Genomic DNA, 21,900 nt, shown 5'->3' on the forward strand with positions numbered 1-21,900 from the left:
AACGGCAGGGGACCGGCGCGCACAGAACAATGTCAGGCCGCGCCACTAGAATTGGGATTCAATCGTACTAGAGGAGCGCTCAGTGTTTGGCTTGACTGTTCTGGACCTGGCGCTGATCCTGGCCCTGCTGTCTTACCTGATCTATGGCCTGCGCAACGGCTTCCTGGTAACCCTCGGGGGTATCGCCGGCTTTGCCGCGGGCGCCGTAGCTGCCTTCTTTGCCGTTCCACTGGTCAGCAACTTCGTGGAAGACTCCGGCTGGAGGCTGACCGCCATCGTGGCCGCCGCCGTCGTTCTGATGGCTCTGGGCCATGGCCTCGGGACCATGATCGGGCGCAAAATCCGCGGCGCCGTGCGGATCAAGCCGCTGCGTGCTGTGGACCGACTGGTGGGTGGGGCCGTCAACGTGGTGGTCTCGGCGTTGGTCATGTCCATGCTTGCCTTCAGCGTCAGCGCCCTGGGCGTTCCGTTTGTGTCCCAGCAACTGGCCGAGTCCAAAGTCATCCGGTACATCGACGGGCTGACCCCTGTCCCGTTGAAGACCACCATGGCGCAGCTGCGGTCAACGGTGATCGGCAACGGAATCCCCACGCTGCTGGAAGGTCTGGACCAGGGGCAGCCAGTGGCGGTGCCCAATGCCAGCACCGATACTCCGGCGCTGAACCGGGCCGCACAGTCAGTCCTGAAAATAGCGGGAACCGCCTACCAATGCGGGCAGAACCAGACCGGTACCGGCTTTGTGGTTTCCCCCGGCCGGGTTGTGACCAATGCCCATGTTGTGGCGGGCGTGTCGCAGCCGGTGGTTGAAATTCCCGACGGCGGCGCGATGCCCGGGCGGGTTGTGTACTTCGACACCAGGCACGACCTCGCTGTTTTGGCCGTTGACGGGTTGCCTTCCGAACCACTCACGCTGACGTCCGACCTTCCGAACGGCAGCCCGGCAGCTTTCGCGGGGTACCCTCACGGCGGTCCGTTCCAGTCCAACCCCGCCACGGTCCAGGACATCACCTCGGTTCTGGTGCCCGACATCTACGGCGAAAACCCGGCCCCGGAAGAGATCTACCGCCTGGCCGGCAACGTCCAGCCCGGGAACTCGGGCGGCCCGCTGCTGACCATGGAGGGCCTGGTGGCCGGCGTCATTTTCGCCAAGGCAACCTCGGACACCGAAATGGGTTTCGCGATCACCATGAATGACCTGTTCCCGGTCGCATCCCAGGCGGCAAGCCTCAGCGCTCCAGTCTCCTCCGGGCAGTGCATCCAGAAGTAGCCCGGGCGGCCTGAGCCACACGAGCCTGCGCCACACAGCGCCGGGCTACAGCGCTTCGGCCAGGTAATCGATGGCCAGCTTGTATCCGAACACGCCAGCTCCCACGATCACCGCGGCGCAGACAGGTGACAGGAAGGAATGGTGCCGGAATTCCTCGCGCTGGTGCACGTTGGTGATGTGGACCTCGACGGCGGGAAGCTGCACCGCTGCCAGAGCGTCACGCAGGGCCACGGAGGTGTGGGTGAAGGCGCCGGCGTTCAGCACAATCCCGACGGCGGTGCCGCGGGCTGCGTGGATGACGTCCAGGAGCACACCCTCATGGTTGGACTGGACGCATTCCACCGTGAAGCCGTGGGCCTGCGCCGTGGTGGCGGCCAGCTGCTCCACGTCCGCGAGGGTGGAGGTGCCGTACTTCTCCGGCTCCCTGGTACCGAGGAGGTTCAGGTTGGGGCCGTTGATCACGAGGATGGTGCCGCGCCCGGCAGCAGTGGTGGCTTCAGTCATGGATGCAAATCTAGCGCCTGGGGCGGCCTGCCGCGCATTTCTTACGAGCAGCGGACGCCATCGACTGCTCCGTAGGTGCCCTTTTCGGCCGGGAAAAGGGCACCTTTGGAGCAATCGATGTCAGAGGGCCGTGAACCGCAGGACCAGGGCGTGTTCCGGGTTGAGGATGGGCATCGGCAGGCCCACTTCGGCCAGGAAACGGCCACCTGCAACCGCCCCGTCCGCTATCCAAGCTGGGGGCTTGACCTGGGTGAACGTGTGGGCGTAGTCGGCGTCGCCGGGCGCCGGGAAGATGGCCTCCACCCGGTAGTCCCGCTCCGGTTCCAGGCCGGGGATGGTGATCCGTCCGGTCTGTTCCGCGAACGCGGTGCCCGTGCTGACCAGGGCGAACAGCGCCGCCGTCGTGCCCTGTGCAGGTCCGGCCGAGCCAGCCACGGAGGCCACCACGCCGTGCAGCATCAGGGAATCGCCGGGCACGTCCGCGCGGACCATGCGTCCGGCGTGGATCAGGCCGCGGTGTTCCTTGTAGAGGGCGATGAAGCGTTTGAGTTCCTCGCGCTCGGCGCCCTGGACCCCGCGGACATCCCATTCCATGCCGAAGTGGCCGAACAATGCCGTGATGGCACGGAACGACAGATCGTGCGTGCGGGCCGTGGTGTGCGAGGTGGTGGGGCCGACGTGACCGCCCACGAGCTCCGGCGGGACCACCAGCCCGGTCCAGCGCTGGATGGTCTGCCGTTCCAGGGCGTCGTTGCAGTCCGAGGCCCAGATCCGGTCGGTGCGTTCCAGGATGCCCAGATCCACCCGGGCGCCGCCGGAGGAGCAGCTCTCAATCTCGACGCCGGGGTGGGACTTCTTGAGTTCGTCAAAGAGCCGGTACGCGGCCAGGGTCTGTTCGTGGACCGAGGAGCGGCCGGCATGGCCGTGCTCCAGCTGGTCCCGGTTCTGGTCCCACTTCAGGTAGCTGATGTTGTTCTCGCGCAACAGGGCGTCGACGCGGTCAAAAATGTACCGCCACGCGTCAGGGTTCACGAGGTCAATCACATGCTGGTTCCGCCATTCAATCGGCAGGCGGCCGCCGTCCTTGTAGCTCTGGACGGAAGGACCAACAATCCATTCGGGGTGTGCGCGGACAATATCGGAGTCCAGGTTGACCATTTCGGGTTCCACCCAGAGCCCGAATTCCATCCCGCGCGAGGTCACGGCATCAATCAGGGGCGTGAGGCCATCGGGCCAGAGTGATTCGTCGACGTACCAGTCGCCCAGGCCGGCGTGGTCGTCGCGGCGGCCGCGGAACCAGCCGTCGTCGAGCACAAAACGCTCTACGCCCAGTTCGGCGGCGGAGTCAGCCAGCTCGATCAGCGTTGAGAGGTTGTGGTCGAAGTAGACCGCTTCCCAGGTGTTGAGCACCACGGGACGGGGTTTGCCGCCGCCAGATGAGGGGAGAACGTGGTGCGGGCGGGACCGGAACCAGCTGTAGAACGCCTCGCTGATGCCGTCCAGGCCGCGGTCCGAGTACGCGGCGAACAGTGCAGGCGTGGTGTAGCTGGCGCCGGGTGCAAGGACGACCTCGGCCGGGCCCAGGAGCTCGGAGCCGCCGATCATGGTGCGTCCGTCGCCGATGCTGTCGGCGAACTGTTCGTGGTTGCCGCTCCAGGCCAGGTGCGTGGCCCAGACCTTTCCGTGTCGGTTGCCGAAGCCGGGGGTGCCTGCGGCGAACAGCAGCGAGGAATCGTGTCCGGTGCGGCCGTGCCGGCCGGTGCGGACCCAGGTGCCCTGCTGGATGGGGCGGCGCTGCGGGTGGCGTTCCCGGCACCAGCGCCCGGTCAGGTCAAGGAGTTCGACAGCGTCCGGCGCCACCGGGAGGACGGTGGCCAGTTCGTCGAGCTGGTAGGGCGTGGCGCCGTCGTTGGTGAGGGTGTGGCGCAGCTCCAGCAGGCCGCCGTCGTGCAGTGTCAGTGCGGAGGAGACGGTGAGGCCGGCGTCGGAATCGGCCTGGACGATGACGGCGGAGTTGCCCTCGGTGCGCGCTGTCACGAGGCGGAGGCGGGCCGAGAAGTCAAAGCCGGAGACGCCGTCGGCGGTGCGGTGGCCGCGGAGGGCGGGACGGCCGCGCCAGCTGGAGGATGCCTGCGGCAGGAGGCCGGCGGGCACGTTGGCGTCGATGGCGGAGTGCGGGATGGGTTCGCCCAGAATGGCGAGGTCCGGCAGGGTGCTGCCAAGATCCGCGCCCCAGTGGATGACCTCGGCCTCCCCGCTGTCGAAACTGACCACCAGGCTGGTGCCGGCGGAACGGAGGTGGAGGGGATCCATTGATGTTGTCCTTTGCGGGGTGTGGGAGTAAGAGAATAAGGCTGTGCGCCGCGGGAACACAACGCCCGCGGCGCACAGCCGGTCAAGCTGGTGGCCTACTTGAAGAGGGCGTTGACCTGTTCGTTGGCCTGGGTCAGGGAGCTGGCCGGGGCCTTGCCGGACACTACGGCGTCCATGGCGGGCTCCATGATGCCCTTGACCTTGGCGGTGTTGTCCGTGATCGGGTACAGGAACGTGCTCTTGTTCCTGACGTGCTCGGTGAACGCGGAGACGTCCACGTTCTTGGCGGCGAAGGCAGCGGCAGCCTTGTCGGAGGAAGCCTTGAGCGCGGGGAAGACGACGGCCTTGGACGCTACGACGTCCTGGCAGTCAGCGGAGGCGAGGTACTCAACCCACTTGATCGAGGCGTCCTTCTTCTTGGTTCCGGCCCAGATCGAGTCGGCCAGGCCGTTGAACATGGAGGCACGCTTGCCTTCGGGGCCTACCGGGGTGGGGGCGATGCCCACCTCGATGCCCTTGTAGCCGGTGTACTGGCCGGTCATCCATGAACCGTGGGCGTTGATGGCGGACTTACCCGCTGCGAAGGTGTCGGCCATCGCAGCGCCGACGGTGGTCTCCAGCTTGGGCATGAAGCCCTTCTGGGCCAGTCCGGCGAACCACTCCATGCTTTCCTGGAACTTGGGATCGTCGTAGTTGTAGTGGGTGCCCCACGGGTTCTTGTCCGTGTGGGACCAGCCGGTGGTGTTGGTGAGGTAGCTCCACTCCGTCTGGCCGGAGGAGTCACCTCCGCCATTAAGTCCGAGGCCGTAGACGGCGACGTTGTTCTTGTCGAAGCCGGCCTCGTCGCCGCGCTTGCCGTTCTTGTCAACGGTCAGGTGGGCGATGACCTTTTCGTAGGATCCGCCATCTTCGGGGTTCCAGGTGAGGTCCTTCATCTGATCCTCGGTGACGCCGGCGCTGGCGAGCATCGCCTTGTTGTAGAACAGGCCAATCGTGTCCCAGTCCTTTGGCAGGCCATAGCGCTTGCCGTCCTGGCCAACCCAGAGGTCCGCGAGGCCCTCGTTGTACTGGGTCAGGTCAATGTTGTCCTTCTTGACGGCGTCGTCGATGGCCAGCAACTGCTTGTTCTCTGCGAGCTCGCCGTAGCGTCCGAGGTGGTTGGTGAAAACGTCCGGGGCAGTGCCGCCGACAAAGCCGTTGGTCAGCGTGCTCCAGTAGTCGTCCCACCCGCGCTGAGTGATCTTGACCGAGATGTCCGGGTTGGCCTTCGCGAAGTCGTCGGCACACTGCTGGTAGGCGGGCAACTGGTTGGCGTCCCACAGCCAGTAGTTGATCTCGCCCTTGGCTGACTCTGCCGAGGAGGATGAGCCTCCGCCACAGGCGGACAGGGACAGTGCCATAACTGCGGCGACGGCGACGGCGCCGAGGGATTTCTTCATGGTTCTACTTTCCGTTTGGGAGTTGGGGAGTGGGGTTTTTGGGGGTGGTTACTTGATGCCGGAGAAGCCGATGGAGTTGACGATCTTCTTGCCGAAGGCGGCGAAAAGGACCAGGACGGGAAGGGCCGAAACCAAGACCGCGGCCATCAGGCCAGACCAGTCCGGCGCGCCCTGCGGGGACTGGGACTTGAAGACGCCCAGGCCCACCTGCAGGACGCGTACGTCATCCTGGGAACCGACCAGCAGCGGCCAGAAGTATTCGTTCCACTGGCCGATGAAGGTGAGCAGGGCCAGCGTGGCGAGGGGTGCCGCGGCATTGGGGAGGACGATCTGGAAGAAGATGCGCAGGTGCTTGGCGCCGTCGAGCATGGCCGCCTCTTCCACTTCGCGGGACATGTTCAGGAAGAACTGGCGCAGGAAGAAGATGGCGAACGGCGTCATGAAGAGGTACGGCAGGACCATGCCGAGCATCGTGTTGAGCAGGTCCAGGTTCTTGATCAGCAGGAAGTTCGGCAGGGCCGTGAAGATCGGCGGGACCAGCATGGTGCCCAGGAACAGGCTGAACACGAGGTTCCGGCCCTTCCAGCGAAGCCGGGCAAAAGCGTAGGCAGCCATGGCGCTGAAGAACACGGCCCCTGCAGTGGTGATGGAGGAGAAAATGACGGAGTTCCGGAGGTAGAGCCAGAAATCGATGGCCGCACCGGAACCGCCTTCTGCGACGGCGTCGGCCGGGCTCTGCAGCCCGAACACCCGCATAAAGGCGCCAAAGGTGAATTCCGCGGGAAGCAGGCTGGCCGAGTTGGAAGCCAGAGCCGAGTTGGTGGACAGCGCCGTGCGGAGCACCCAGAGGAACGGGACGACGGAGACCGCAATGGCGAGGACAAGGAGGGTCCAAGCGCCGGCGGTGCGGGGATTGAACGGACGACGGCGGCGGGCCGGGGCCTGCTGCGGTGCGCGGCTTGTGGTGGTGGTCATGCGGGGCTCCTAGTCCAGGTCCGACTCGTTGCCCTTGAGGAACTTCATCTGGATGAAGGCCACCAGGGCGAGGATGAGGAAGAGAATGACGGCGATCGCGGATCCGTAGCCGAAGTCCGACTCGGTAAAGGCGCGTTGGTAGATGTAGTACTGGATGACCCGGGTGGCGTTGACCGGCCCGCCTCCAGTGGTGACGGAAACGGTGTCGAAGACCTGGAAGGAACCGATCACGGTGACAACCAGGACCATGACCAGGACGGGCCGCAGCAGCGGAAGGGTGATCTTGCGGAAGGTCTGGAACGGTGAGGCGCCGTCGAGTTTGGCTACCTCGTAGACATGGCCCGGGATGGCCTGCATGCCGGCGAAGATGAGCAGGGCGGTGTACCCCATGTGGCGCCAGGTGTTGATTACGGCCTGGGTGGGGATGGCCCACTCCTCGCTTCCAAAGAATGCGACGCGGGGGAGGCCGGCCCATTCGATGAACTGGTTGACGACGCCGATCTGATAGTCGAGCATCCAGAACCAGAGCAGTGCCGCGATGATGTTTGACATCATCCAGGGCAGGAGCAGCGCGCCGCGGATCAGGGTGGACTTAGCGACCTTGTTCATCAGGAGGGCCAGGCCCAGGGCCAGGGCGGTCTGGAGGACGATGTTGAGGAAGACGTACTGGCCTGTGACGGCCAGGGAATTCCAGAACAGCGGGTCCTTGGCGATCGCCGTGTAGTTGTCCATCCCCACCCATGTTGGGTCTCCGAGGATGTTGTACTCCGTGAAGCTCAAGTACACGCCGCGGATGGTTGGGACAACGTAGAAGAAGATGAACCCGATCATTGCCGGGGCGATGAAGAACAGGGCGATCTTGAGGTCGCCGAGCCGGCGGTAACCGCCGCGCGGCTTGGGTGCTCCGGTCTGGGGCGGGGCGGATCTCGCGTTTTTGGCAAGGGTGGTCATCGTCGACCCTTTCCTGACTGTGATGTGGATAACAACTGCTGAGAAATCTACACGAGTAGATCAGGGGTGGCAAGTGCTAATTTTCGAGCTGCATTCAAAGGAATTTATCCAGTGACTGGGGCATTGACTCGAGTAGATTCAAGTGAAACACTGGGAATTCTGATGGACAGCGCTTGCCTGGCGCTCCTTCACAGCACCCACGGAAGGTAGACAATGACGTTTTCAATCGGCGTAGTAGGAGTTGGCCAGTTCGGCGGCCAGTTCGCGCACCTCTTCAATCTCCACCCCGGCGTCAGCGCCGTCTACGCAGTGGATGAGCTTCCGGAACGGGCGGCCGAGGCCGTGGACCGCTACCACCTGGCGGGGTCGAAGGCGAGCTTCGAAGACCTCCTTGCCTCCGACGTCGACGCCGTGGCCATCTTCACCCAACGTTGGACACACGGTCCGCTGGTGGAGCAGGCGCTTCGCGCCGGCAAGCACGTCTACTCAGCCGTCCCCATGGCCATTTCCGAGGAGGAAATCGACCGGATCATCGGCGCTGTCCGCGAAACCGGCCTTGTCTACATGATGGGGGAGACCAGCTACTACAACCCGGCCACCGTCTATGCACGCAAGCAGCATGCGGCCGGCAGCTTCGGGCGGATCTTCTACAGCGAAGGGGACTACGTCCACGACATGGACCTGGGCTTCTACGATGCCTACCAGTACAGCGGCGGTGACCGCTGGAAGGAAACCGCCAGCTACCCGCCGATGCTGTACCCGACCCACGCGGTGGGCGGAGTCCTCGGTGCCGTCCCGGCCCATGCCGTCAGCGTCAGCTGCGTCGGAGTCAAGGATGACCGCAATGACGGCGTCTTCGACAAGGAGGTCAGTATGTTCGGCAACGACTTCTCCAACGCCACCGCCCTTTTTGAACTCAACGACGGTGGCGTCATGCGCACCAACGAGATGCGCCGCGTGGGCTACCCCTCACACATCAGGGAGTCCCGGTTCCGGTTTTTCGGGACGGAGGCCAGTTTTGAACAGCTCGCAAACGTCTCGGTCTGGCAGGACAAGGAAGACGTCCATGACATTTCCGAGCAGCTGGAATCACGGCCCACTATGTCCCTGGATGATCCGTCACTGGCCAACGTTGCGCCCGAACTGAGGGACGCCTTCGTCTCTGGACTCTCGCGGGTCCATGACGCAGATCGGCTTCCGGAGGAGTTCCGCGGCGCACCGAACGGCCACGAGGGAAGCCACCACTTCCTGGTGGATGACTTCGTGACAGCGGTCAACACCGGCACCCTGCCGCCGGTCAACGCCTGGGTTGCCTCCCGGTTCACGCTGCCCGGTATCGTGGCGCACCAGTCCGCCCTCCGCGGCGGCGAGCGGTTGCCCATCCGTGACTTCGGCGACGCTCCGGGGATCTGATAGCTAGCATGTACACCATGACGACTCCCGTAGTGCAGGCCCCGCGCGGCCCGGTGACCCGCAAGGACGTTGCCCGGTACGCGGGCGTCAGCACCGCCGTCGTCAGCTATGTAGTTAACGGCGGGCCCAAGAAAGTGGCTCCGGCCACGGAAGCGAAAGTCCAGGACGCCATCCGACGGCTGGGGTACCGTCCGAACGCTGCCGCGCGGGCCCTGAAACTCGGGTCGAGCGAAACCATAGGGCTGGTCATCCCGGACAACAGCAACCCTTTCTTCTCGCTCCTGGCACACGCTGTCGAAGATGCTGCCGCCGAACTGGGCTACGCCCTGCTGCTTACCAACTCGGATGGAAACCTCGCGAAGGAACTCCGGAACGTGCGCAACCTTGCGGCACGCCAGGTTGACGGCGTCATACTTTCCAGTGTTTTGATGGAACCGGGCCTGACGGACCTCGAATCGGCGGAGATACCTGTTGTTCTCCTGAACCACAGTGCCGATGCGCCCGGATTCAACAGCGTGGGCGTGGATCTGGTGGCGGGCGCAAAATCGGCCGTTGAACACTTGATCGGCCACGGACACACCAGTATCGCCCTCGCAATGGGTACAAACACCGGCAACTATTATGACGGCCGTGAAGAGGGCTGGCTGCAGGCTCTGGCCGGGGCAGGCCTGCCTGAAGGCCCCATTGTCCGTACCGCCTTCACCCGGGAAGGCGGCTACGCCGCAGGAAAACGCCTCCTGGCTTCCGCAAACCGCCCGACGGCCATTTTTGCCACCTCTGACCTGCAGGCGGTCGGTATCCTCCGGGCACTCCATGAGGCGGGTGTCTCCGTGCCCGGAGACATTGCGCTGGCCTCGTTCGACGGCTCAGCTGAAGCGGAGTACAGCTGGCCTCCCCTTACAACAGTGAAACAGCCGGCAAAGGCGATGGCGGACGCCGCTGTCAGCGCCCTCATCGGCGCCCATCGCGGCCACGAATCGGAACATCTCATCTTTCCTGCCGAGTTGCAGATCCGGCAGTCCTGCGGCTGCCCCTAGGCTGCAGCGAGCCGAAGCCTGCCAACTTTCTCCTTCAGGACACGTTGCGCCTCAGGACCCAGCCCGAAATCACTGATTACCTCGTCCACTTCGTCCAGTGACGCAATGGAACTGATGCCCAGCAGCCCCCACTTGGTGTGATCGGCAAGGACCACGGTTTTCCGGGCGGCTGCGACGAACGCCCGGTCCGTCTCGGCCTCCAGGAGGTTGGGTGTGGTGAAGCCGGCGTCGGCGTCCATGCCGTGAACGCCCAGGAACAGCACGTCCAGGTGCAGCTGTTTGAGCGCTGCGGTGGCGATGGGGCCAACCAGGGCGTCCGACGGCGTGCGCTGGCCGCCGATCAGGATCACCGTGGAGCTGTAGCGGGCCGGGCCCGTTGCCGCAGCATGGTGGAACAGGTCAGCGATGCGCACCGAGTTGGTGACCACCGTGATCTGCGGGCCATTGACCAGTTCCTTGGCGAGCGCCCACGTTGTGGTCCCGGCGCTCAGCCCCACCGCCATCCCTTCCTGGACCAGTGCGGCCGCTTCAATTGCAATGGCACGCTTCTCCGCTGTCAGCTGCGTGGACTTAAGTTCGAAGCCTGGCTCGTGGGTGCTGGCATCGCCGGGGAGCTTGGCGCCGCCGTGGATACGCTCCAGTTTGCCGCCCTCCTCCAGCAGCTCGATGTCCCGGCGGACCGTCATCAGCGAAACACCCAGTTGCTGGGCGAGGTCCGAGACGCGGACAACCCGTTCGCGCTGGACGGCGTCCACGATTGCCTGGTGGCGTGCTGCGGGGAGCATGTATTCCTTTCGGGCTGAGGCGGGTGTGAAATCCCCGTCACGTTCCATGATGGTCTACCCCTTGCTTGAACCAAGAGTCAGCCCCGCAACAAACTGCCGCTGCAGGAGCACATAGATCACCAGCGTGGGAATGACAGTGATGACTGCGCCGGCGGCCAGGAGGTTGTAGTTGCTCAGGAATTCGCCCTGCAGGTTGTTGATGGCTGTGGTGATCGGAAGCCGGTTGCCGCTCTGGATGAAGATGAGGGGCCAGAAGTAGTCGTTGTAGATGAAGATGACCTGGAGCGTGCCGAGGGCGGCGAACGCCGGCCGGCAGAGCGGCATGATGATCTCCCGGTACTGCCGCCAGATGCCGGCCCCGTCCACCAGGGCAGCCTCGGTCAGGTCCGCGGAGAGCGCCTTCATGTAGTTGGACAGCACAAAGGTGCAGAAACCCATCTGGAAGGCGGTATTGACCGCGATCACAATGATGTAGGTGTTCAGCATGTTTCCGGAATCGCTGAATGAGTACGGCACTTCGAAGTGCTTTGCCATCTCGAAGAGCGGAGCGGCGAGGACCTGCGGGGGAAGCAGGTTGCCGGCGGTGAACATGATGAGCAGCGTGATGTTGAACTTCCAGTTCACCCGGCTGACGGCGAAGGCCATGAGGGAGGCAAGGAACAGGGTCAGCAGCACGGCCGGGACGGTGATGATGACCGAGTTCCAGAAGTACGTGGAAAACCCTCCCTGGGTCCAGGCCTGGGCGAAGTTGTCGAAGTTGAAGTCGCCGGCGAAGCTGAAATAGCCGTACTGGTTTGTCGAGTCCACCGGACGGAGTGCGGTGAAAAGAGACCAACCCAGCGGGATCAGCCACATCACCGCCATAACGGCCAGGAAGATGTGGGTCCCGTAGTGGCGCTTCGGCCTGCTGCCGGAGCGGGGCGCCGCTGCGGCGGGAGTGCGGCCGGTGCGGGCTGTGGTGGTGCTCATGCTTTGTTCTCCTTGCCGAAGGTGCGGCTGAGGTAGAAGACGATGGGAACAAGGGAGATGACCAGCAGCACCACTGCCAGCGCCGAGCCGACGCCGATCACCTGACCTTCGCCCACGAGGTTCTGGATCACCAGGGCGCTGAGCATTTCCAGGCCGTTGGTTCCGCGGTTGATGACGTAAACCACGTCAAAGGCGCGCAGCGATTCGATGATGGTGATCACCACGATGACGATGTTGATGGGGCGCATGGCCGGGAACACCACGCGGAAGAAGGTCTGCACGGCGTTGGCTCCGTCGATGGCGGCGGCTTCCTTCAGGGTCGGGTCCACGCCCTTCAGCCCGGCCAGGTATAGGAGCATCACGTAGCCGGCATGCCGCCAGGTCGCTGCAACCAGGGCGGCCCAGATGTTCACGGAGGAGTCCCCGAACCAGTCAACGGCCTGCGGTGTCCCCGCTGTGCCCAGGAGGAAGTTCAGGAGGCCGTTGTCACGCTGGTAAAACAGCTGCCAGATGATGCCGATCAGGGCGAGCGACAGCATCACGGGTGCGAAGAAAATGCTCTGGTAAATCCTGCTGCCGCGGATGTTCTGGTCCAGAAGTACGGCAAGCAACAGCCCCAGCGGCGTGGCAATCAGTGCCAGGAACAGGAGCCACAGCATGTTGTGCTGCACTGCTGGCCAGAACGGCGGGTAGTCCTGGGAGATGAACTGGTAGTTGTCCGTACCCGCCGGGCGGATGTTGCCCAGGTCCAGGCCGTTCCACCGCGTGAAGCTGAGCCCCACGGACATCAGCGTCGGCAGCCACACGAGGGTCAGTTCGATCAGGGTGGGGATGCCCACCATCAGCGACAGGACGAGCTTGTCCCGTCCGGACAGGCGGCGGACCCGCCCCCCTTTTGCCCGGCGGATACGGCCGTTGCCGGGTTCCCGCGCCTCCGGCGGTATCAGTTCTTGTGCAGTGCTGCTCATGGAAGTCTTCCTCTTTGGGTGGGGACGCAGGAAGGGAACGACGGCGGGAGCCTGCGCCGCCGTCGTCGTTCCCTCCATGGCTGGTCGCCTTGGAAACGGCGCTGACAGGGCTGGAAGTGCGGCCCTGGATTTACTGCGCGGCGTAGAGCGTTTTGGCCTGGGCCTCGAGGTTTTTGACGTCTATTTTGCCGTCCTTGATGAAGCTCTGCAGGGCCGGGATCATCACGTTATTGGCCATGGCGGGCAGGGCGTCCCGGTCGAAGAACTGGCTGATGTACTTCGCGTCCGCGATGGTGTCCGCACATTTCTTGTTGAGCGGGCTGAACTTGGACGTGTCCGTGCCCTTGGCGGTGGCGATGTTGGACGCATCCACGGCGGCGTAGGCGTCCTGGGCATCGGCGGTGCCGAGGAACGCCATGAAGTCGCGTGCCGCCTTGTTGTCCCCGCCCTTTTTGGACAGCAGGAGGCCGTCAATGGGGGCTTCGACGGCGTCGCGGCCTTCCATGGCGATTTCCGGAAAGGCGAAGAAATCGATGTCCGCCAGCACCGCCGGGTCGGTGAATTGCTGGGTGACGAAGGAACCCAGCAGGTACATGCCGGTCTTCTTGGCTTCCAGCGCCTTGGCGGCGTCCTGCCAGGTCTGGCCGAGGGCTGCCGGATCCTGGAAGGGAAGGAGCGCCGCCCAGGTGTCGAAGACCGCGCTGACCTTTTGCTGGTCCCAGGATTCCTTGTGCGCGCACAGGTCCACATGGAACTGATAGCCGTTGAGCCGCATGTTCATGTAGTCGAACGTGCCCATGGCCGGCCAGCCGTCCTTGTCGGCGAAGCCGATGGGAATGATGCCATCTGCCTTCATCTTCGTGGCGAGGGCTTTGAGGGCGTCAAAGGTCTCCGGCACCTGGTACCCCTTTTCGGCCCAGAGGCTCTTCCGGTAGAAGAACCCCCACGGGTAGTTGTAGTTGGGTACGAAGTACATCTTGCCGTCCGGTCCGGTGGAGGCTTTCTTCAGCGCATCGGAGTAGTTGCCGCCGATGGTTTCCCAGACGTCATCGATGGGCGCAAGGAGCCCTTTGCCTGCGTAGTACTGCATGCGGTATCCGGCGAACCAGGTGAACGTATCGTCCGGGGAGCCCTGCAGGTAGGAGTTGATCTTGTTCTGGAAATCATTGTGGGGCACCACGTTCGTGGTGACCTTCTTGCCGGTCTTGGCCGTGAAGGCGTCGGTGACAGCCTGGTACGCCCGCTTGGGGACGTCATCGGAGGACCCGGAACCGAAGGTAAGGCCGGAGGAGTCGGAACCCGTGGCGGATGGCGTACTTCCGCCCGTGCAGGCTGCGAGCAGGGGAATGCCGGCCAGGCCTGCTGCGCCTATGCCAACGGTCTTGAGGATGCTTCGCCTGCTGGGAAAAGCAGTTGCAGACGCATCAAACTGTGAAGCCATGTTCTCTCCCTTGAAAAATAGCCGCATGTGAGACACCTCACATTGCATCTGACTATAAACGTTCAAAACAGAACATGGAAGAACGGCAAATAACATTCTTGGTGTTGATTTTTTGAATCGTCCCAAACAGCGAGCGGCCCCGATTCTCCCGTGGGGACGGGAGAATCGGGGCCACTCGATGGCGCCGGGCCGGGTTGTGAGGCAGCTGTTACTTTCTGAGCGACTGCGCGATCTGCTGCATCACTGTGGTGTCGGCCAGGGTAGTGGCGTCGCCGGATTCGCGGCCTTCGGCGATGTCCTTGAGCAGGCGGCGGACGATCTTGCCGGAGCGGGTTTTGGGCAGTTCCGGGACCACGAGGATGATTTTGGGCTTGGCGATGGGCCCGATTTCCTTGCCCACGTGGTTGCGGAGTTCCAGGATCGTGGCCTCGCCGGAGTCCACGGCGTCGCCGCGGAGGATCACGAACGCGACGACGGCCTGGCCCGTGGTCTCGTCCGCGGCGCCCACAACGGCGGCTTCGGCCACGGAGGGGTGGCTGACCAGGGCGGATTCGATCTCGGTGGTGGAGAGCCGGTGCCCGGAGATGTTCATAACGTCATCCACGCGGCCCAGGAGCCAGATGTCGCCGTCCTCGTCCTTCTTGGCGCCGTCGCCGGCGAAGTACATGCCTTCGAAACGGGACCAGTAGGTCTCCTTGAAACGCTCGGGGTCGCCCCAGATGCCGCGGAGCATGGCAGGCCAGGGCTCGCGGATCACCAGGAAGCCGCCGTGGCCGTCCGGCACGGATTCGCCCTGCTCATCGACGACGTCCACCGCGATGCCGGGGAGCGGGGTCTGGGCTGAGCCGGGCTTCGTGGCGGTGACGCCGGGCAGCGGGGCGATCATCTGGGCGCCGGTTTCGGTCTGCCACCACGTGTCAACGATGGGTGCTTTGTTGCCGCCGATCACGTCCCGGTACCACATCCAGGCTTCCGGGTTGATGGATTCGCCCACGGAACCAAGGACCCGGAGGGAGGACAGGTCGTACTTGTCCGGGATCTCCCGGCCCCACTTCATGAACGTACGGATGGCCGTGGGTGCGGTGTACAGGATGGAGACCTTGTACTTCTCGACGATCTCCCACCAGCGGCCCTGGTGAGGGGAATCCGGGGTGCCCTCGTACATGACCTGGGTGGCGCCGTTGATGAGCGGCGCATAGGCGACGTAGGAGTGGCCGGTGACCCAGCCGACGTCGGCCGTGCACCAGAAGACATCTGTTTCGGGGTGGAGGTCGAACACCGCCTTGTGAGTGTAGGCGCCCTGGGTGAGGTAGCCGCCCGTGGTATGCAGGATGCCCTTGGGCTTGCCCGTGGTGCCGGACGTGTACAGGATGAACAGCGGGTGCTCGGAGTCGTGTCCTACCGCCTTGTGCTCGGCGGAGGCCAGCTCCACGGTGTCCGCCCACCAGTGGTCCCGGCCTTCGTGCCAGTCCACGTTCTGGCCGTTGCGCTTGACCACCACAACGTTCTGGACCGTGTGACCGGCGACGGAGAGGGCGTCGTCCACGGCGGTCTTGAGCGGACTGGGCTTCCCGCGGCGGTAGGTGCCGTCCGCGGTGACAACGAGCTTGGCTTCGGCGTCCTCGATCCGGGAGCGCAGGGCGTCGGCTGAGAACCCGCCGAACACCACGGAGTGCACCGCGCCGATGCGGGCGCAGGCCAGCAGCGTGATGACGGCCTCCGGGATCATGGGCAGGTAGACGGCCACCCGGTCACCCTTGCCAACCCCGAGGGACTCGAAGGCGTTCGCGGCCTTCTTGACCTCTTCGGTGAGCTGGGCGTACGTGTAGGTGCGGGTGTCGCCGGGTTCACCCTCGAAGTAGATGGCCACCCGGTCCCCGAGTCCGTTCTCAACGTGGCGGTCCAGCGCGTTGTACGCGGCATTGACTTCGCCGCCCACGAACCACTTGGCGAACGGCGGGTTGGACCAGTCCAATGCCTGGTCGAAGTCTTTGCTCCAGGTGAGCAGCTCGCGGGCCTGCTTCGCCCAGAAAGCCGGGCGGCCGGCGTCGGCCTCTGCGTAATCAGCGGCGGTGACAACGGCGTCGGCAGCGAATTCGGGGCTGGGGGCGAAAGTGCGGTTTTCGTGCAGCAGGTTTTCAAAGGCGTCGCCCTGCTGGTCGGTCTGCACGGACGCTGCGGGGGCGGTGGCCGTGGAGCCGGGAGTGTCCTGAGACATGGTGAACCTCATCATTCATCGGTCTTTTCAGCGGCTGCCGTCGCCCGGCCGTGCTCCGCCGCTTTGCGCGGCATCGGGCAGCGGCCGATCACGGACATTCCGCAAAGAGCTGTTCCGGAATCAAGCCTAATACGCGCCGGGGCTGCGATGTGTTCGCTGTCACAAAGGCGCCCGCGAACGGCATTTATTTAGCGGTGAGCGGTTTATGGACCCTGCGAACCGGCGTCCCGCCGCTGCGGATCAGCTAGTGATCGGCCATGCGGTTGACTAGGCTGAGATTGAATTGTGACTTTCTACGGAGCTGTCGGATCCGGTGTATCACTGCCGGACCTGGCCGTTGCCGCCGTTTCGGACGGCACAGTTTTGGGACGGAACCGTCCCGGTGCCGCCACGCTAAGGAGTACAGAATGAACCAGCAAAGCTTCGGCCAGAAATTTGGCCGCGCAACCGAGGCAGGGCCTGGCACCACACCGGGGGGCGGCTCAGCAAAGGGCGTGCAGAAGCCGGCCGGCGCCAAGCCGGGAACCACCAACCAGGCCGTGCTGGGTCCGTTCACACTGCGGGACCTGACGGTATTCGCCGCCACCCTCATTCTTCTGGTCGCCTCGCTGCTGCCCATCTTCTTCGGCCGGTTTAATCTCTGGAATGCAGGCAGCCTGTTCTTCCTGGGCCTCGGCATTGTGCTGCCGCTGATTGTCACGGCACTCTTTGTTGCCCGCCGGCTCGCTCCCGCCACGAAGGTCCGCATCGGGTCGCTGTCCGTTGACCAGTTCGGGTCTGTGGTGGCTTCCTTTGCACTGGCGTTCTTCTTCGTTTCCACGGCCGCGGCTTTTGTGCCCAGCCTGTTGGTGGGCCTGGTGGGTTCCGTCGTGTTGTTCGCGGGCACCGTGCTGAGCCGCTTCATCCCGTACTTCGCCGGCGACTTCCTGGGGCGCGACGAAACCCCGGCCCACGTGATGGCGCGCGACTCGGCTGTCCCGCTGCCCAAGCCGCACACGCCCAAGGAACCCAAGCCTGCGGCCGCGCCCGTTCCGGAAGCTTCCGCGCCTACCGCCACACCTGCAGCCACTTCTGCGCATGCTGCCGCCCCCGCCGCTTCGGCTGCGTCAGCGGCCGTCTCATCCGCCCCGGAGGTCAACGAGTGGACCGCTGGCGGCGACCCGAGCCCCGCAACCCAGGCGGCCGACGTCGTGCCTTCCCCGTCAGCGGTGGGCACCTCTGCGGCGCCCGCCGTTGCGGAGACTTCTGCGGGTGACATCCCGACGGCGGCTGCTGCTGCCCCTGCGCCGGCCGCTACGGCGTCCGCCGCCGCTGCCCCTGAAGCGGCAACCCACGACGCCGGCACAGGCGTCGCTGCCCCGGCTCGCCAGTCTGCCGCGGAACCTGCAGCGACGGCCGTGCATCAGCAGGTGCGCCGCGTGGAGCCCATCGGCGCCACCGTGGATCCGGCATCCAGGCCGGAAGAATCGTACGAAGAGCCGGCGCATGAGGCGTTCTGGTTTGCCGTGGCACAGCACCGGACCGCGGTGGACCCCCAGACCGGAGCTCCCGCCTTTGTGATTGAACCGGGCGGCTGGGTGCTCGCACTGGAAGACCGGGGCCACGAATTCCTGGTCCAGCACACCGACGGACGAGTGGGCGTGCTGCGCGACCTCAGCAACATCGAGCGCGGCTAGCCGGCCCCGTGGCCACGTCCCGTAGACCCGGATCCGGCCCGGCCACAACAGCCCCGGAGTCTTTGCTGGCGTTGAAGCGCCGGGCGCGGCGGATCAACAAGGCCCTGGCGGAGAAGTATCCCTATGCCCACGCGGAGCTGGATTTCCGGAACCCGTTTGAACTGGTCGTGGCCACCGTCCTGTCGGCCCAGACCACCGATGTGCTGGTCAACCAGGTCACCAAGATCCTGTTCGCGCGGTACCCGGACGCCCGGGCCATGTCAGAGGCCGATCCCGCCGAGCTGGAAGCGATCCTGCAGCCCACCGGCTTTTTCCGGGCCAAAACGAAGAGCGTGCTGGCCCTGAGCACCCGCCTGGTGGACGAGTACGACGGCGTGGTCCCCGGCCGTCTGGAAGACCTGGTGACGCTGCCGGGAGTGGGGCGTAAGACTGCCAACGTGGTGCTCGGCAATGCCTTCGGCGTCCCGGGGATCACTGTGGATACCCACTTCGGCCGGCTCGCACGGCGCTTCGGCTGGACCACGTCCGAGGACCCGGTGCAAGTCGAATTCGACGTCGCTGAGCTGTTTGAGCCCAAGGACTGGACCATGCTCTCGCACCGTGTGGTGTTCCACGGGCGGCGGGTGTGCCACTCACGGAAGCCAGCCTGCGGCGCGTGTCCGGTAGCGGACTGGTGCCCCAGCTATGGGTTGGGCGAGACTGACCCCGTCAAAGCTGCCAAACTGCTTAAATACGAGTTGGCGCCCGGGAGCGAGAGCCTCCTGGAACGGTTGCTGGCCGAGACGCACCGCGCCGCTGAAATCCGGATGGAATCGCAGAGGCGGGTCCCGTGAGCGCGCGCCAGGACCTGATCGACCTGGTGCGCAGATCGGACAGCGGCGACGTCACCGCGCCGAACACTGCCTGGGCGGCACTGACCGTGGATGAAACCATAGCCCGCAAGGCGGCAGTCCTGATGCTTTTCGGTGTGCTGGACGACGTTCCCGCGGCCTCCGGCAAACCCCTGGCCGCGGCAGATCTTGATGTCCTGCTGCTGGAACGCGCGCACACCCTGGATTCCCACCCCGGCCAGGTCGCCTTTCCCGGCGGTTCCATCGACGGGGACGAAACCCCGGTTGCCGCAGCCCTGCGGGAAGCCGAGGAGGAGACCGGACTGGACTCCGCCGGTGTGGAGGTCCTGGGCGTGCTGCAGGAGCTTGGGCTGGCCCGCAGCAACTTCCTGGTGACGCCGGTGCTCGGATGGTGGGCGTCGCCGTCGCCGGTGCACGTGGTGGACTACGCCGAATCTGCCCAGGTTTTCCGGATCCCCGTACGGGACCTGCTGGACCCGGCCAACCGGGTGACCGCCACGGTCAGCCGCGATGGCAGGACCTTCAGCAGCCCTGCTTTCGCCGTCAGTGGCGTGCTGGTCTGGGGCTTCACCGGGATCATTCTGGATGGCCTCTTTGACCAGTTGGGCTGGGCCGTGCCGTGGGACCGGACCCGGCTCCACGAGGTGGTCTTCTAGCTCGGCTGTGGCATATGCCGAAGGTCAACAACAATGCCGGTGGCTGCGTTTTCACGCAGGGCAATGATGCCGTCCTTCAAGGCACCGAGATGCTTGAAGTCGGGCGAAACCGCCACGGTGTTTCCGTTTGAGTCGGTAAGCCTGAGCCGATAGCACCCGTCACTTACCCGATGTATTTCAAACCTGCCCGCCATAGGCCGGACCTCCCCTGATATGCGTCTTTGCATGAATAGCTGGACCGTCTGCTTCAGTCCTGCACTGATGTAACCATGGTCACAGCGGTTCGACCATCTACTCACGGGTAGGTTTCTTCCGGCTAACCGAATTTGCTATTTTGCGTTGTCGTAGGAGTCCACCACGGCCACGCTGACGGGGAATTCCACCGGGATGGGGCCGAACAGCAGTTCCTTCGCGGCGGCGGCAGCTTCCTCGACGGCCCGGATGCAGGCCTGGACGCCGGCCTCGGGGGCATGGACCATCACCTCGTCATGCAGGAAGAACACCAGTTCCGCCTGAACGGAACCGTCGGCACGCAAGGCCCGGAGCCGCCGTCGTAATTCCGCCAGCCAGCACGCCGCCCAGTCAGCGGCGGATCCCTGCACCACAAAGTTGCGGGTGAAGCGGCCGCGGGAACGGGCAATGGATTCCGCGCGGCGCTGCTCCTCGGCAGTGGCCGACTGCTGGCTCCGGTACCACCCTTCCGACGGCGGCGGGCTGCTCCGGCCAAGCCGGGTGGTCACGGTGCCGCCGGCCTCGCCGTCGCGCGCCGCCTGCTCCACGAAGCCGACGGCGCGGGGGTAGGTCCGTGCCAGCTGCGGCATCAGGCGCCCTGATTCCCCCGTGGTGGCGCCATAGATGGCGCCGAGGAGGGCGACCTTCGCTTTGGCGCGATCGCCGCCGAAACCCTGGGCGGCGATGCCGGCGTACAGGTCCTTGTCGCGCGCTGCTTCCGCCATTTTGGAGTCCTGCGCCAGCGCCACCAGCACACGGGGTTCCAGCTGGGAGGCGTCCGCGACGATGAGCTTGTGGCCGGGATCCGCGTGGACGGCGCCGCGTATCTGCCGCGGGATCTGCAGGGCACCGCCGCCCCGCGAGGCCCAGCGGCCGGACACCACACCGCCCACAACATACTCGGGCTGGAAGCGGCCCTTGGCTACCCATGCGTCCAGCCAGGCCCAGCCGTTGGCGGTGTGCAGGCGGGACAGTTTCTTGTAGGCGAGGAGCGGTTCGATGGCGGGGTGGCTGGACTCCATCAGCTCCCACTGCCGCGTGCTTTTCACCTCGATGCCGTTGCGGTGCAGGGCGCGCATCAGTTCCTGCGGCGAGTCCGGGTTCAGTCCGGGCGAGTTGAGCAGCCCCCGGAGTTCGGTGTTCAGGGCCTCCAGCTTCGCGGGGCGGTGACCGGCCGGCGGGCGCGGCCCGAGGTGGCCGGCCAGGATCTGCTCATGCAGGTCCTCGCGCCAGGGGACGCCGGTGTGTTGCATCTCCGCGGCGATCATGGCGCCGGCGGATTCGGCGGCCAGCAGCAGCTGGAGCCGCTTCCGCTTGTTTTCTTCCGGAGCGGCATCGGCCAGGGCAGCCTGCTGGGCGGCGTATTCAGCGCGGAGCTCAGCAAGGCCCTGCCGTGGGGCGCGCTGGCGGACATCGTCAAAGAGCGCGCCCTGGTCCGCCGGCGGGGGCGGCGGCTGGAGCGTGCGGGGCAGCCCCTGGGGATCGTCGAGCGGTTCCTTCTCGGCGTTCCGGGCGTACTCCGTGTGGGCGGTGAACTGCGAATACGCCAGGATATTGCCGCACAAACCTAGGTCATAGCAGCGCTCCAGTTCCACGCCGGCCGCCAGCAGGGCGGGGTACCAGGCCTGGGTCCGGTTCCAGATCCAGCGGGGCGGCGCCTCGCGGGGCCGGTTTTCCAGTTGGCGTACGACGCCGGCCAGCTCGCTTGCGCTGATGAGGCGCGGTTCGGGGCGGTCGGGGTGGGGATCGCCCGCCTGGGTGACCTGCTGGAGGGCTGCGCCGTGGGCGTGGGCGGCGAGCAGCAGATACATAGGTCCAATTCTGCCCTGCGGCGGGGACATTCAAGCCCCAACCCCATGGCGTCAACATGTGTTGACGGCCCTCCATTCGTCAACTAAAGTTGACGAATGGAGGTAGGACGGATGAAAACGCTGGTCGCATCAATGGACGGGAAAGGTCCCGCTGAAGCGCTGTACGCAGTGGCGGAACTGCAGAAGGAGGTCGGCCGCGCCGAAGCGGCCCTGGTCCGCAAGGCGAGGCAGGCCGGTCTGTCTTGGGAAGCCATTGCCCTGTGCCTTGGGGTCAGTAAGCAGGCCGTCCACCGCAAATACGGGAAGCAGTAACCGGTCCGGCCGTTCGGCCCGTCTTTCTGTCCGTCCTGTCGGCCGGGTGGGGGAGTTGTCCACATACGGTGGCAGGGCCCTGT

General features: G+C 65.0%; 19 protein-coding genes. 7 read left to right on the forward strand and 12 right to left on the reverse strand.

Going from position 1 to position 21,900, the window contains the following annotated elements; all coding sequences use genetic code 11:
• Positions 1–82: 82 nt before the first annotated feature.
• Positions 83–1,267: a MarP family serine protease gene (locus ASG77_RS13105; RefSeq protein WP_056346172.1), complete on the forward strand. Its 1,185-nt coding sequence runs from the start codon at positions 83–85 to the stop codon at positions 1,265–1,267.
• 45 nt (positions 1,268–1,312) lie between these two features.
• Here the strand turns inward: ASG77_RS13105 and aroQ are convergent, their stop codons facing one another.
• The 5 genes from aroQ to ASG77_RS13130 all read right to left on the reverse strand — a co-directional run bounded on the left by aroQ (position 1,313) and on the right by ASG77_RS13130 (position 7,449).
• Positions 1,313–1,771 carry a type II 3-dehydroquinate dehydratase gene (gene aroQ / locus ASG77_RS13110; protein WP_056346174.1) on the reverse strand — a complete coding sequence of 153 codons (459 nt, stop codon included), beginning with the start codon at positions 1,769–1,771 and terminating at the stop codon, positions 1,313–1,315.
• Between the two features lie 120 nt (positions 1,772–1,891).
• Positions 1,892–4,084: an alpha-galactosidase gene (locus ASG77_RS13115; RefSeq protein WP_056346176.1), complete on the reverse strand. Its 2,193-nt coding sequence runs from the start codon at positions 4,082–4,084 to the stop codon at positions 1,892–1,894.
• A 95-nt stretch (positions 4,085–4,179) separates the two neighbouring features.
• The gene (locus ASG77_RS13120) at positions 4,180–5,523 is read right to left on the reverse strand and encodes an ABC transporter substrate-binding protein (protein ID WP_056346178.1); all 1,344 of its coding nucleotides are present in this window, start codon (positions 5,521–5,523) and stop codon (positions 4,180–4,182) included.
• A 48-nt stretch (positions 5,524–5,571) separates the two neighbouring features.
• Positions 5,572–6,498 carry a carbohydrate ABC transporter permease gene (locus tag ASG77_RS13125; protein WP_056346179.1) on the reverse strand — a complete coding sequence of 309 codons (927 nt, stop codon included), beginning with the start codon at positions 6,496–6,498 and terminating at the stop codon, positions 5,572–5,574.
• A 9-nt stretch (positions 6,499–6,507) separates the two neighbouring features.
• On the reverse strand, positions 6,508–7,449 hold the full coding sequence (locus ASG77_RS13130) for a carbohydrate ABC transporter permease (RefSeq protein WP_056346181.1): 942 nt from the start codon (positions 7,447–7,449) through the stop codon (positions 6,508–6,510).
• Positions 7,450–7,662: 213 nt separating this feature from the next.
• Between ASG77_RS13130 and ASG77_RS13135 the strand changes: the two genes are divergently transcribed.
• The gene (locus ASG77_RS13135) at positions 7,663–8,862 is read left to right on the forward strand and encodes a Gfo/Idh/MocA family protein (RefSeq protein ID WP_056346183.1); all 1,200 of its coding nucleotides are present in this window, start codon (positions 7,663–7,665) and stop codon (positions 8,860–8,862) included.
• A gap of 17 nt (positions 8,863–8,879) precedes the next feature.
• Entirely contained in the window at positions 8,880–9,899 is a 1,020-nt protein-coding gene (locus ASG77_RS13140; RefSeq protein WP_056346513.1) for a LacI family DNA-binding transcriptional regulator, read from the forward strand.
• Here the strand turns inward: ASG77_RS13140 and ASG77_RS13145 are convergent.
• The 5 genes from ASG77_RS13145 to acs all read right to left on the reverse strand — a co-directional run bounded on the left by ASG77_RS13145 (position 9,896) and on the right by acs (position 16,280).
• On the reverse strand, positions 9,896–10,684 hold the full coding sequence (locus ASG77_RS13145; RefSeq protein WP_056346185.1) for a DeoR/GlpR family DNA-binding transcription regulator: 789 nt from the start codon (positions 10,682–10,684) through the stop codon (positions 9,896–9,898). The two genes, ASG77_RS13140 and ASG77_RS13145, sit on opposite strands and share 4 nt — an antisense overlap.
• Positions 10,685–10,738: 54 nt before the next feature.
• Complete coding sequence (locus ASG77_RS13150) at positions 10,739–11,653, reverse strand: carbohydrate ABC transporter permease (protein WP_056346187.1); 915 nt, start codon at positions 11,651–11,653, stop codon at positions 10,739–10,741.
• Positions 11,650–12,621, reverse strand: a complete 972-nt coding sequence (locus ASG77_RS13155) for a carbohydrate ABC transporter permease (RefSeq protein ID WP_056346189.1) — start codon at positions 12,619–12,621, stop codon at positions 11,650–11,652. Before ASG77_RS13155 ends, ASG77_RS13150 begins: the two co-directional genes overlap by 4 nt.
• Positions 12,622–12,751: 130 nt before the next feature.
• On the reverse strand, positions 12,752–14,062 hold the full coding sequence (locus tag ASG77_RS13160; protein ID WP_056346191.1) for an ABC transporter substrate-binding protein: 1,311 nt from the start codon (positions 14,060–14,062) through the stop codon (positions 12,752–12,754).
• 208 nt (positions 14,063–14,270) lie between these two features.
• Positions 14,271–16,280, reverse strand: a complete 2,010-nt coding sequence (gene acs / locus ASG77_RS13165; RefSeq protein ID WP_056346515.1) for an acetate--CoA ligase — start codon at positions 16,278–16,280, stop codon at positions 14,271–14,273.
• Between the two features lie 407 nt (positions 16,281–16,687).
• On the opposite strand from acs, the gene ASG77_RS13170 reads away from it, so the two are divergent.
• Genes ASG77_RS13170 through ASG77_RS13180 form a run of 3 tightly spaced genes read left to right on the forward strand, consistent with a single transcriptional unit; the run spans position 16,688 to position 19,463 of the window.
• The gene (locus ASG77_RS13170; RefSeq protein WP_056346193.1) at positions 16,688–17,956 is read left to right on the forward strand and encodes an ABC transporter permease; all 1,269 of its coding nucleotides are present in this window, start codon (positions 16,688–16,690) and stop codon (positions 17,954–17,956) included.
• Positions 17,957–17,964: 8 nt separating this feature from the next.
• Positions 17,965–18,789: an endonuclease III gene (gene nth / locus ASG77_RS13175; protein WP_056346195.1), complete on the forward strand. Its 825-nt coding sequence runs from the start codon at positions 17,965–17,967 to the stop codon at positions 18,787–18,789.
• Complete coding sequence (locus ASG77_RS13180; RefSeq protein ID WP_056346197.1) at positions 18,786–19,463, forward strand: NUDIX hydrolase; 678 nt, start codon at positions 18,786–18,788, stop codon at positions 19,461–19,463. The genes nth and ASG77_RS13180 overlap by 4 nt, the downstream gene beginning before the upstream one ends.
• Here the strand turns inward: ASG77_RS13180 and ASG77_RS13185 are convergent.
• Complete coding sequence (locus ASG77_RS13185) at positions 19,460–19,690, reverse strand: YegP family protein (protein ID WP_327019626.1); 231 nt, start codon at positions 19,688–19,690, stop codon at positions 19,460–19,462. The two genes, ASG77_RS13180 and ASG77_RS13185, sit on opposite strands and share 4 nt — an antisense overlap.
• 102 nt (positions 19,691–19,792) lie before the next feature.
• Positions 19,793–21,505, reverse strand: coding sequence for a bifunctional 3'-5' exonuclease/DNA polymerase (locus ASG77_RS13190; protein WP_056346199.1), 1,713 nt, complete (start codon positions 21,503–21,505; stop codon positions 19,793–19,795).
• A 96-nt stretch (positions 21,506–21,601) separates the two neighbouring features.
• Between ASG77_RS13190 and ASG77_RS13195 the strand changes: the two genes are divergently transcribed.
• Positions 21,602–21,817, forward strand: a complete 216-nt coding sequence (locus ASG77_RS13195; RefSeq protein WP_056346200.1) for a hypothetical protein — start codon at positions 21,602–21,604, stop codon at positions 21,815–21,817.
• Positions 21,818–21,900: the final 83 nt, after the last annotated feature.

The organism is Arthrobacter sp. Soil762 (genome assembly GCF_001428335.1).
Classification (GTDB): Bacteria; Actinomycetota; Actinomycetes; order Actinomycetales; family Micrococcaceae; genus Arthrobacter.